Origin of the sequence: Natrialba sp. PRR66, from assembly GCF_034808065.1 — an archaeon.
Taxonomy (GTDB): Archaea; Halobacteriota; Halobacteria; order Halobacteriales; family Natrialbaceae; genus Natrialba; species Natrialba aegyptia.
Genome location: NZ_JAXHGN010000004.1, coordinates 304,331 through 316,872, shown reverse-complemented (window position 1 = coordinate 316,872; position 12,542 = coordinate 304,331). Strand labels below are relative to the sequence as shown.

Sequence of the window (12,542 nt, the reverse complement as noted above, 5' to 3'; positions counted from 1 at the left end):
ACTCGGATGGGGAAACGTCATCCGAATTGATCTGTCAGAACGCGCCGTAGCCGATGTCCTCTCGAAGTTCGTCCCACGATTCGTGGAATCCGTACGTTGCCTCTGACTCTGTACTGACAGTGTTCTGGTACACGTCGTCGTACTGTAATAACTGCGTCCAGCCGTCGTGGTACCGGTAGCTACAGTATTGACACATAGACGAGCATATACCGCCAGCCGAAAAAGGAGTATCGGTAAAACCGAGCTACGACTGATGTACCGGAGTCGAACCGAAGCTCGACCGTGTGAATGCGGCGAAATCTCTCTACACGCTACGGACGGGCGATCGCTCCTATAGTAGCCACTGATACGATTCACATACTGATCGTGATCGCGGAGCCATCCTGTGATCAGATGTACAATGACTTCCAATGGCTGCTATAGTCGACCGGGATTACTCGACTACCGCGAGCGCCTCGATTTCGACTGCGGCGCCTTTGGGAACGCGGCCGACCTCGACGGCGCTTCTGGCGGGCGGCTCTTCGTCGAAGAACTCGCTGTACGCCTGGTTGAAATCGTCGAAGTCATCGATATCGTTGAGGAACACGGTCGTTTTGAGGACGTCGTCTATCGATCCCTCTTCGGACTGGAGGATCGCGCTAACGTTTTCGAGACATTGTCGAGTCTGTTCATCGACCGGCGCATCATCGAGAAGTTCGCCGTCGGTTGTAAGCGGGAGCTGACCCGCGGTGAAAAGCAGCTCGCCGTTCGTCGTTGCCTGACTGTACGCGCCCACGGCTGCCGGTGCATCGTCGGTACTGATTGCGCGCTTCATAGCCACCGATATCCGCTCCTGTCTCTTAAAGCCAGGTAGTGCGCGGACTTACCAGCATATACCATCATATATATTACTTTTTGAGGTTGCAAGCCCGCTGCACGCAAGATACTTACCGTCTATAATCGACGTCTAGATATGGCGTTCAAACACTCGCTCGAGCAGACAGATCCGGATACGGCCGAGGCCATCGACCTCGAGCGGGAGCGGCAGGAATCGACGTTGGGGATGATCGCCTCCGAGAATCACGTCTCGAAAGCCGTGCTCGAAGCACAGGGGAGCGTCCTCACGAACAAGTACGCCGAGGGGTACCCCGGCGGGAGATACTACGGCGGCTGCCAACACGTCGACACCGTCGAGGAACTCGCTATCGAACGCGCGAAGGAACTGTTCGGGGTCGACCACGCCAACGTGCAACCCCACAGCGGCACGCAGGCCAACATGGGCGTGTACTTCTCCGTGCTCGAACCGGGCGACAAGATCCTCTCGCTGTCGCTGTCGCACGGCGGCCACCTTTCTCACGGCCACAACGTCAACTTCTCGGGACAGTTCTACGACGTCGAACAGTACGAGGTCGACCCCGTGACAGGGTACATCGATTATTGCGAACTCGAGAGCCACGCGCGCGAGTTTGACCCGGACATCGTCGTTAGCGGCTCCTCGGCGTATCCCCGCGAATTCGAGTACGACCGTATCGGCGAGATCGCAGACGCGGTCGACGCCTACCACCTCGCGGACATCGCTCACGTGACGGGGCTCGTCGCCGCCGGCGTTCACGCCTCGCCCGTTGAACACGCGGAGTTCGTCACCGGAAGCACCCACAAGACGATCCGCGCCGGCCGCGGCGGGATCATCATGTGCGACGAGGAGTTCGCGGACGACGTCGACTCCGCAGTGTTTCCCGGCGCGCAGGGCGGGCCGCTGATGCACAGCGTGGCCGGCAAGGCCGCAGGGTTCGCAGAAGCGAGCACCGATGCGTTCCAGTCCTACGCCGTGCAGACCATAGCCAACGCGAATACGCTCGCCGACGAGTTCAACGACCGAGGACTCTCGCTGGTGAGCAGTGGAACGGACAAGCACCTCATGCTCGTAGACCTCCGTGACTCCCACCCCGACATCACGGGAAAGGAGGCCGAAGAGCTACTGTCCGACGTCGGCATCATCGTCAACAAGAACACCGTGCCCGGTGAAACGCGGTCGCCGATGGTGACCAGCGGGATCCGCGTCGGCACGCCGGCGCTCACGACCCGGGGATTCAGAGAAAAAGAGATGGAGACCGTCGCCGACCTCATCGTGAACGTGCTTGACAATCCCGAGGACGAGGACGTTCACGACCGAGCCGCCTCGACGGTCGAACACCTTTGCCAGGAGTTTCCCATCTACGGGTAGTGGGCAGGCTATCGCTCCTCGAGCGTCGTTTCTGCGGACTTCAACGGGGGTGAACTCGCCGACGCGGAGAGAGTACTCGTCGCGGTGGCGCACAAGTGTTCGCGGAGAGCGTGGCGGTCGAACACCTGATCGACACGGTCGAGTCCGCGATGACGCTGTACGAGGTCCAGCGGGAGTTATACCTTAAACGTATCGAGACGCGAAAAATGCTGGAACGACTAGGTTTGTTAGCTCACGTCGATAATCGGTACTAACAACAGGCCAACGGTTGGACCACCGAGGTCAGTAGTCGCAGATCAGTTCCAACAGAGTGCCGCGAACGGCGCCTGAAAGCCGATATACGAGGTGGGGAGAACACGGACCGGCCAGCGAAGGTGGCGATGTTAGTCGTCGTCGTCCGTGTTCGTCGCAAACACGGGCGGCGACTGTTCGTCGATTTCGGTGGACTGATCGTTGGTGTTCGTCTGCAGGACCGGGCGGATACGCTGGAACTCCAGACACATCCCGATGATAGCTAGGACGCCGATGACGGCAAATGGTCCGCCGGTGATGATAGCCGAGGAGCGCAGCGCGTCGAGGCCGCCGCCGACGATGAGCAGCGATGCGAGATCGCCCACCAAGCCGCCCCAGAGCACGCGATTGATGGTCGAGGGGTGTTCCTTGCCGCCGGTCGTGAGCATTCCCAGCGCCAGCGTCGAAGAGTCGGCGGAGGTCACGAAGAACGTGAGCACGAGCATCATGAAGATGAGCGACAGCAGCGACCCCAGCGGCAGATTGGCGAACAGCGGAAACCCGGAGACGGCGACGCCGTGTTCCGAAACGGCGGCGAGCATCGGCGCAGCACCAGTCTGTTCGAGATGAATCGCCGTTCCCCCCATTGTCAGGAACCACGGGATGGTAGCGACGGTCGCGCCGATCAATGCCGTCGCGGTCACCTGCCGGATAGTTCGTCCGCGAGAGATGCGTGCGACGAACAGGCCGCCGAACGGCGCCCAGGAGAACACCCACGCCCAGTAGAACACGGTCCAGTTGCCGACCCATTCCCCGGACCCCGAAGCGTTCGTGTACAGACCCATCCGGAGAAAGCCGTTGGCGTACTCCCCGGTGGCCTGCAGACCGGTGTTCATGATGTAGGTCGTTGGACCCAGCAGAAACGTGGCTAGACACAGCAGAACGAATCTGTACATGTTGAACATCGAAACTTTCCGAATGCCACGCTTGACACCCAAGACGACCGAAGCAGTAAACGCCAGCGTCATCCCCGTAATGACGAGAATGGTACCGCCATCGCTGAGAGTGACGCCGTAGTTGTACTGCAGACCGGTCAGGAACTGACTTCCGACGAACCCTAGGGTTGTCGCGATACCGCCGATAGTCGCGAACACCGCCAGAATATCGACGACCTTGGCGATGGGACGGTCCAAGTTATCGACGCCGAGAAAGGGAGCCAACAGCGTCGAAATGCGCATGGGCGCGTCTCGCCGGTACGCAAAAAAGGCGATCGGAAGTGCGACGATCAGGTACGGAACCCAGTACGAGATCCCCCAGTGGAATAGCGTGTACTGAATAGCGCCGATCGCTGCCGACTGAGTCTGTGACTCCGCACCGATCAGCGGCGGGACCGTGTCGTAGTTGAACAGCGCCTCCGCCGGGCCCCAGAACACGATACCCGCCGCGATACCCGCCGAGAACATCATCGCGAAGAACGCCGGGGTGCTGAACTCGGGCGACTCGTCCGGACCACCGAGCTTGATGTCTCCCCACGGGCCGAACATCAGCCACAGAGAGAACACGACCATGAGAAACATCGAGAACACGTATACCCACATGAACTCCGACCAGAGGTACTCGTTGACTGCGTCCATCTTTTCGGCGGACGCCTCTGGGTTGAGGAAAAACACGACGATCGCTATCAGTGCTACGCCGAAGCCAATGCTGAACACACCCGCATTAGTTCCTCGACAAAGCGTTCTACAGCGTTCCGTATTTTCATACGTGACTCTTTCTCACAATTACCGCGTGTGAACTTGTGTGTGTAGAATATATCGGATATCTATTATATCGGTGAATCTGTCCACCGGCGGGAGTCACTAGCGGTGATGTATTCTTGCGTCACGTAACTCATGATTGACAGCGGACGTCACGCGACGAAAACAGGCCATGAGCGAACCCGACCGCGGATACAGCAGATAACGTAGGCAACGAGCGTGACAGCGGGTGTCTCGGCGCACAACGGTGGTATTTGTACCGCACAGAACGATTCGCGAAATAACAGAGTGAAGCTCCCACTTACTGGGTCGTCTTTAGTTTGTAGCATTGTGCCAGACGGCGAAAGCTTGAGCCACGAGTCGGCTGTTGACGGTTGTGCGTGACTGAAACAGTTTGGGAACAAAGAAGTACAACTTTTTATATTATAGGGGACATTTTCTGAAACGTTTCGGTTTCCATGTTTTTCGTATCGAAATCGGAGCCCAGATCGACGGAATGCAGTCTGGAGATGGTTCGCTCTATCGACAAGGAACACGGTATCGGCAAGGTCATGTTTCTTAGTAAGTTCGTGGAGAACACGTTCTGCCAACGCGGTTGTAGTCGTCGAAAACAGCCGTATATGGAGGATATTGTTCGTGTCTGGATCGGCGGCAGTGTACAGCCAATAGCGATGTTTGTCAAGTTGAATCACCGTCTCGTCGAGTGCGACGTGATTCGGTTTCTCGTTATCTGCCGGCTGTAGATCGCACTTGTGAACCCAGTCATGGACTGCCTTGCGACTGCGTCTGACACCAAACTTCTCTAATTCCCGAACAGTATTCGAAAGGGAAAGGACAGTAAGATGGAGTCGAATACCAAGTTCTATCAGTTGACGTGGTGTCCGCTCTCGCTTCACAAAACTCAAATCGATCTAATCGCTATACCCCCTGAGGCGGTCGATTTTTGGCATGGACACCACAAAATCGTGCTGTCTCACTTTTCACGCTTCACGAAACAGTACCCTCCCAACAGAACTGGCAGAGTAACACCCTATAACGGGGTTTCTAACCGCGGTACGGTTGTCAAGGAAATCGCTCTCTCGTTAGAGACTGAACTGTTCGCCGTCCTCGGGAACGTGTACGTCCTCTGTCTCCGCTCGCAGTTCCTCACGGGAGAGCAGACAGTGATTGATCGCTTCCATGTGGACGACGACGATCTCGGCATCAGTGGCCTCTCGGACCGCGGTAATGTCTTCGACGCCCATCGTGATCGGTTCCCCCTGGTCGAACTGTGCTTCTCCACCGTTGAGGACGACCAGATCAGGGCCGAACTCATCGAGTGTCTTTTCGACCGGCTCGTACCAGATTGTGTCGCCAGCGACGTACACCGTCTGCTCGCCCTCGAAGACGAAGCCCGAGACTGGGGCCATCCCCTCGGCGAGCTCGCCGTGCCCGTGCTGACCCGGCGTCCGGTGGATGGTGATACCGTCGAACGTCATCTCGTCGTTGACCGGCCGGACATCAGTGAAGCCCTCGTCAGTGAATTCGTCCGCGTCCTCGGGCTGACAGAACAGCGGCACGTCTGCGTCGAGTTCCTCTCTGGCCGCCTCGTCCCAATGGTCAGGGTGACGGTGCGTGACGACCACGGCGTCGTCCGAGAGGTCGACGTTGGGGAACGGGACGAGTGGGTTCCGTTTCTGGTTCTCCGTCGTCAGAAACTCAGGAACGCCCGGAGAGTCTGTCACGGTCGGCATCTCGTTCTGTGGCGTAAACATCGGGTCGACGAGAAACGTCGCGTCATCGATGTCCAAGAGGACCGTGGCGTTACGAATCAGCTGTCCGCTGGCACTATAGTAGCCACTGAAAGTCAGTGTACACCTGATCGTGCGACAGCTGTACGGTCAGTGTGTAAACCGTTTCAGTTGTTACTATAGTTGTAGACATATAGCGAGCTACGGAAGCCACCGGGGTAGGAGTTAGTTTGGCATATTTCAACTGACGCAGCATCGCCCCGCGCTTACTGAATGAACTCGATGTCCTCAGGGTCGAGATTCACGTGTCCCCGCAAGGCGACGATCACAATCAAGGAAATCAACGATAACCGCTACTACTGGCAGTGGCGGGAAGGCCACAAGGTGACCTCCAAATATAAGGGCCCGGTCAACCTCAATAAATAGGGCGGCTCACATCAACGATCAACGGTTTTGCTCTCCGCGTGCAAATTGAAAATCGGCGATAAGCAACACAGAGAAAGCCAAGAGAGACTGGTTTTCACATCGATGACGGGGAGTGTGTGAGATGGGATTTTACACTTCGAAGACGGGGTGTCAGATGCACGGCTTACACATCGACAACGGGGGGTGGGGAGCATAGTGACCGATCTAAGAGATGCAAATTCACAGGAAGTTGAGAGGGGCTATAGTTACACATCGATGACGGGGGGTCTTTGGGACGGGTATACTTCGGTGGTGGTCTATTGATTAGAACCTGTAACGGGAAAATACTCGCACTATGTCCGCCGTATCCTCTGAATAAACATCGATAGAGGTGAATATTTTTAATGCTCGGGTGAATAGCAACCATATGGTCGGTAGTGATCAGGATGACGTGGAGCAATCTACTCTTGATGGCGGAACTCGGTCGGAAGTTGACGGTGGGCAAACAAACACGCCTGGTGAAACGTCTACAGACGAGGTTACGGACGAAGGGAATGAAGCATCTATTGAAGAGAGCTCTCAGCGGTCGATTCGGGACATGCTCGACGATGAGGGGGAATCATCAGTTTTCGTCAATAGAGACCTCGTTGAGCCGGACACAATAATCGATGAAGAACGAATCGTTGGCCGTGATGATCAGCTTGAATCGGTCGTCTCGTTTCTGAAACCGACACTCCAAGGGAATCGCCCTCCGAATATGCTACTGTACGGTCCCGCCGGAACGGGAAAATCGCTTATCATCGGGGCAGTCACACAGCAGATTATTGAACTCTGTAAGTCGAAGGGTGAACGGTTCGGGGTCGTCGATATCAACTGCCAGCCGATTAACACCCTGGACCAAGCCGTCTACGAACTAGTCCAGACCGTCGCGAAAGATGTCGATGCCAACATCGGCGTTCCTGAAACAGGTGTCTCCACGAAGCGCAAGTACAGACGGTTGTACGAACTCATCAACGAACATTACGACTCGGTGATCTTCATCCTCGACGAGATCGATCTACTTGTGGGCCGCCGAGCAAACGATGAACCTGCCTATTCGAAGCTGCTGTATCAACTGTCGCGTGCGAGTAACACGAACGAGATTGAAGGACGTGTCTCGGTCGCAGCATTGACGAATGACCCAAAGTTCATGGAGGACATCGACGGACGGGCTGAGAGTTCGTTCAACCCACGAGATATCTACTTTCCTGATTACGATGCGAACCAGTTGCGCGAAATCCTCAAGAATCGGCGGGATGCCTTCCGACAAGACGCGCTCGAGGATGACGTGATTCCTCTTGTGGCGGCGTTCGCAGCGCAAAGCCACGGTGACGCACGAAAAGCTATTGACCTTTTCCGGGGTGCTGGCGACCTTGCAGATGAACGTGGAGACGAGATGGTCACGGAAGACCACGTTCGTGAGTCCCAGGAGGAGATCGATAAAGACCGCTCGCTGAAACTCGTAGAAGGACTTACTACGCAAAAGAAAATCTCGCTATACGCGACTGCGGCTGTCGCCTGTCACTCGGAACAGACGGGAAGTTCTGTCCCGAGCCCGGTTGGATTCAAAGTCTATCAGTGGGTGACTGATGAGCTTGATGCCGACCAGATGACGCGCGAGACATATGTCAAATACGTCAAAGAGCTCTCTACCTATGGATTGATCTCGGCATCGCGAAAGAGCCGAGGACGGGGAGGTGGGATGTATATGGAATTTACTTTCACCGGAGATCCGGAAGCGATGATGGATCGGATCGTCGACGACACACGGTTAGAGGGGATGACTGAACAAAAAGACCTCCTTCGGACAGTCGTTAACGCCCAACTGAAGGAGTTCCACAAGCAGTAGGGGGAATTAAATATCTGAGTCTGTTTTGTGTGTGCCTCCCCCCGTCATCGAAGTGTAAACTTGACCTGCCAGGGTAAGATACTCGCTAGAAGTCAAGAACACCGATCATCGAACAGACTGAATTGAGAGTGTCATATGATATTCATTCCAGTCATAGATTTGCGGGAAGGATCTTTCAATAGAAGAATTGCTAGGCCCCCTCCCCCCGTCATCGAAGTGTAAACAACAGGGAGACAGGCTATCCTCGTTGGCCACGATGACAGCGTGATCAGGAAGAGAGACTACGAGAGCCCTGAAAATGGCACTGAGAGTAGAGTCTGTAAGGGTTGCGGTAGATGTCGTTACTGCAAATTAGTTGTATCTGTCATTCTATTACTGATTGTGCCTAGGTCCACTACGGTTACAGTTACTACGCCTAGCACATAAAACTTTGCTATATCTTGGGTGTCCGTTATGCAAATATAATTTTACGGGTTGAGGTCATCTCTGGCACGTTTTTAACGATATCGACGGTTTTGGTACCTCTTTCGCTCTTCCCCCCACTCCCTTCAAACAGTTTTACACATCGATGGCGGGGGGAGGGAGTGGTGTGAGTCACTCCTACAATGAGGTTACTCATCACTCCTCGCCGTGAACACAGCTAGATGTATCTCCTGAGTCTTGGAAGTTCTCGGCAAATCCTTATTTTATCCCATTCAAGAGGAGAGAGCACGTCTTCGGCAGCTCGGACAAGCTGTGTCTCATTGTTTGAGGGGCCATAGGTATCGATCAGGGTAGTGAGATGCTCGCCACGCTTCCGACGTTGTTCAAACGTGTGGTTCGAAACGGCTTCGCCGTTTCGTCATCACGAAAGAGTTCGCTCTGTCAAACGACGACAAGAAGTGTGCAACGGCGGTTGTGGCCGAGTGTCGGTTTGGTAGGGGTGGGACACTCCGAACTGCCTGTAAAGGGAGATCGCCTGCGGAGTCCAGGACCATTGTGGGCCTGTTCCTGCACGTTCCGACACAGAAACAGGAAGCCCCGAACTCAACAAGCGAGGTCGGGTAGGCTCGAACGCGGTAGGTCGGGGTCGTTCACTTGGGCTTGAACTGTCCAACGAAGCTTGAAGGGACCGATTCACCAGATTCGTAGAATCGGCTCCGAGCATTGTACCCCATTCGAATTCGTCGTTCCCCTTCAATGTGAGTTCGAGCGACCTCATAGATTCGCTCACGGCTGTTCTCATGATTCTGAACGACGATTTCATCGCCAACGGCTACGGACAGGTGATTCCGGACCGTTTCACTGATCGAACAAGACTCTTCGTCATTAAGGATATCCCAGCTTGAGTACGCACTGCGCACTTCCATAACAGTAGATAGTAGTACGATTTCTTTATTCAGTTTCGCACCTGAAACTGAAACAGGCGATTCGGTAACTACGTATGCTTATTGACCGCTGGGTTCTTACCAATCAGCGTATCTCTTCGAAAGGTCGTGATGAATACACAGCGCGAGTCGGTCACGGGGCCGATTAGGTGAGCTCGTCTGGAGATCAAAGCAGTTATAATATTTTAGGCGGACCTAAAAACATGTCCGGAAATAGCGGTGAGCACGAGGCACCGACGCGCAGAGAGTACATGAAGTACGGCACCGCGATTGTGGGTGGGGGACTGCTCGCCGGGTGTGCTGGACAGTCAACCACTAACGACGAGACTGAGGGCGGGAGCTACAAGGTCGAGATGTTCCCCGTCGGTGAGGTGGAGTTCGAAGAGGTCCCTGAGACGTGGATGGCGTACTACCGGGACGGCTGGGGAGACATGGCGATTGCACTCGGACAGGCTGAGGGGTCACGCACGGCGACGCTTAGACGACAGGAGATGTTCTTTAACGAAGTCGGCATTGACTTAAAAACCGACTGGACGGAGTTCTGGCAGGATGGCCCCTCGAAGGAGGCACTCTTCGAGTTGGACTGTGACGTCCACTTGTGGGATCCAATCGACCTGAAACAGCGGGACGGCTGGGGAGACACAGACATCGAAGAAGTAGAGACGAACATCGGCCCATTCTTTGGGTGCTACAACCGTCGGCTGAACAGCAAGTGGCAACTTGAAGAGGGATATCCCGAGAAAGCGCCGACGATGCTCGAAGCGTTTGAGAAACTCGGAGAGGTGTTCAAACAGCCTGAGCGGGCCGAAGCGTTTCTTGATCTCCACGACGAGGTGCAAGCCGAGGTGGAGTCTCGTCTAGAGGGAGTCGAACCGGTCGAGATCGGTCTCGTCAACAAGGCATCAGACCCGGAAAAAGGAGAGTTCTATCCACTTGACCCGACGAAAGCCGGCTACGAAATGAAACAGTACCGAGACCTGAACGTTGCGAATGGATTCGCTAACATAATCGACGACGTGTACGGCGGAACAATCGACTACGAGGGACTTCTAGCTGCTGACCCTGACGTGATCGTCCTCCATTGGGGGATCGTCAACGACACCGATAAGCACCGATTCGATGCTGATCTGTTCCAGCGCGAATTTGTCGAGAAGATGGAAAACGACGAGGTCGGCCAAGATCTCACTGCTGTCCAGAAAGGTAATATTTACCCGGGAGCGTGGCCTGAACAGGGCCCAATCACGAACTTGTTCAATACTGAACTGGCCGGGCAAATCCTCTATCCAGACCAGTTCGGGGAGTTCCCATTCGAGCAGTATCCCACGATCCCGGAGGAGAACCAGCTATTCGACCGCCAGCGCGTTGCGGACATCATCAGCGGGGACTTCTAACCACGGACTCACATACCTCTCTTCTCGGCGCTTGATACCCACTCCCAGTATCGGCGCGTTCAGTTCCCCCACTGTGAAACACAGACCAACGAATTGCTGCACACATCCTCTATATTCAGCAGGTTGTTTCTGACACCTGTCAGAGGGGTAGGTAACTGCTCCGGTAACGTCTCGGCCTGTACTTACCGCGATTTTCACGGAGAACTCTGAATAAAAAAACCGTGCTACCAACTACTGATAAGCGACCACTTGCCGAGATCATGACCCTGTACACTTGTGTCAAAGAGGGATGGAATGTCACCACTGTAGAATCGATCTCTGGCGTTTCGGCCCATTCGGATGGTTCGTTTCCCGCCATCATTATGGGTTCGGGCAATAACGAAGGGTCGGATCACGTCGTTCAACTCGTTTCGGACGAGCAGATTGCCCCCGATCCGAACCGGGAGGCGTCCGAGGAATAGTTCATGAACCGAACACGCAACGGCTTGACCTCCTCCACGCCCTGAAGGACGTGGAATCCGACCATCGGATTTCCGCCGAGTGTGGCGTTTGAGGTTCCAACCCGCACTCACGGGGAACCGGCAGCATACCGGAGGAACTCTCGTTTCCTCCCCTGTATAGGGCTGTGGCCCGGTCAAACAGGCCCCGTCAAATACCATGTCATCGCCGTGCGAACCACTGCTGGTCCGCTTCCCCTTGTGGTTCGAGGACGGCATCTCACGGTATTCGTAGCACTCTATGCTATGTGGGGCCACACCAAAACGGTTACGAAGGAAATCCAGTCTGGCTATCGATGTCGGACGCTGCACCGAGCCTACCGCTCGACCCGCGCCTGAAGACGCGGGTATGCGCTTGCGGTTTGTATCACTCGGTTGTTTGTAATTGTAATCCTTGGCCCCGGGTCATGTTGGGCGGGAGAGTTCTGGTTCGACCGTTGATTCTCAGTTACCATCACTGGCATTCTCTCTCAACGCTTGGTGAGCATTCTGGTGCAATATTCGAAATACACGTACTGTGAGTCGGTTATCGAGGCATGTGATGTTGACATCGACTAAACCAGCACGTTCAGCCCGGTAATGTTGATTATTTCATGTTAATATCAATGAATAGGATGGGTTTGACTGTGAGTTCGAAATCTCTTTTATTCTCAATAGTTCACAGAAGTGTAGGACAAATAGAGTTCCAACAGAGCGAGATATTTCTGCTTTGCAGTCACCACACACTTCTATCGAAGTGTACCTACCTTCCGGATCTTGGAATTCGTTTGAATGATACTTCGTAGTTTGAATGGTGGCTCCTACTCCACCTCTCCAAAGGAATAGCTACAATAGCTACAACAGGTCCAATAGGTAGTGCGAGTACGGATTGTTCAGCAGATGTACTACATCCACTTTGCTTCAGTAGATTCACTGGATTCAGTCCGTAGTGTAGCTATCTTCCCTACAATAGGTACTCCAGGTAGGGTGGGTGGTGTACCTATTGCATCTATTGGGCCTAATCTACCTATTGTACTTGGACAAGCTATCTCTCTATCAGTAGGAAATATTAAGTTGATGGGGCGTAATTCCTT

7 protein-coding genes and 1 pseudogene are annotated in these 12,542 nt (G+C 54.6%); 3 read left to right on the top strand and 5 right to left on the bottom strand.

Features of this window, described 5'->3' with window-relative positions; all coding sequences use genetic code 11:
- Window positions 1-34: 34 nt before the first annotated feature.
- Window positions 35-196, bottom strand: a complete 162-nt coding sequence (locus SM755_RS15540) for a hypothetical protein (protein ID WP_323173468.1) — start codon at window positions 194-196, stop codon at window positions 35-37.
- Window positions 197-433: 237 nt separating this feature from the next.
- Window positions 434-814, bottom strand: a complete 381-nt coding sequence (locus SM755_RS15535) for a Rid family detoxifying hydrolase (RefSeq protein WP_323173467.1) — start codon at window positions 812-814, stop codon at window positions 434-436.
- Between the two features lie 138 nt (window positions 815-952).
- Here SM755_RS15535 and glyA point away from each other — a divergent pair, with 138 nt between their 5' ends.
- Window positions 953-2,203 carry a serine hydroxymethyltransferase gene (gene glyA, locus SM755_RS15530; RefSeq protein WP_323173466.1) on the top strand — a complete coding sequence of 417 codons (1,251 nt, stop codon included), beginning with the start codon at window positions 953-955 and terminating at the stop codon, window positions 2,201-2,203.
- Between the two features lie 383 nt (window positions 2,204-2,586).
- Here the strand turns inward: glyA and SM755_RS15525 are convergent, their stop codons facing one another.
- The 3 genes and pseudogenes from SM755_RS15525 to SM755_RS15515 form a co-directional block, all read right to left on the bottom strand.
- On the bottom strand, window positions 2,587-4,146 hold the full coding sequence (locus SM755_RS15525; protein WP_323173465.1) for a BCCT family transporter: 1,560 nt from the start codon (window positions 4,144-4,146) through the stop codon (window positions 2,587-2,589).
- 360 nt (window positions 4,147-4,506) lie between these two features.
- Window positions 4,507-5,102 (bottom strand): annotated as a pseudogene (locus tag SM755_RS15520) (IS6 family transposase).
- A gap of 171 nt (window positions 5,103-5,273) precedes the next feature.
- Window positions 5,274-6,041, bottom strand: coding sequence for an MBL fold metallo-hydrolase (locus SM755_RS15515; protein ID WP_323173691.1), 768 nt, complete (start codon window positions 6,039-6,041; stop codon window positions 5,274-5,276).
- Between the two features lie 883 nt (window positions 6,042-6,924).
- Between SM755_RS15515 and SM755_RS15510 the strand changes: the two genes are divergently transcribed.
- Both SM755_RS15510 and SM755_RS15505 read left to right on the top strand, forming a co-directional pair.
- Window positions 6,925-8,214, top strand: a complete 1,290-nt coding sequence (locus tag SM755_RS15510) for an orc1/cdc6 family replication initiation protein (protein ID WP_323173690.1) — start codon at window positions 6,925-6,927, stop codon at window positions 8,212-8,214.
- Between the two features lie 1,570 nt (window positions 8,215-9,784).
- Complete coding sequence (locus SM755_RS15505) at window positions 9,785-10,972, top strand: ABC transporter substrate-binding protein (RefSeq protein ID WP_323173464.1); 1,188 nt, start codon at window positions 9,785-9,787, stop codon at window positions 10,970-10,972.
- Window positions 10,973-12,542: the final 1,570 nt, after the last annotated feature.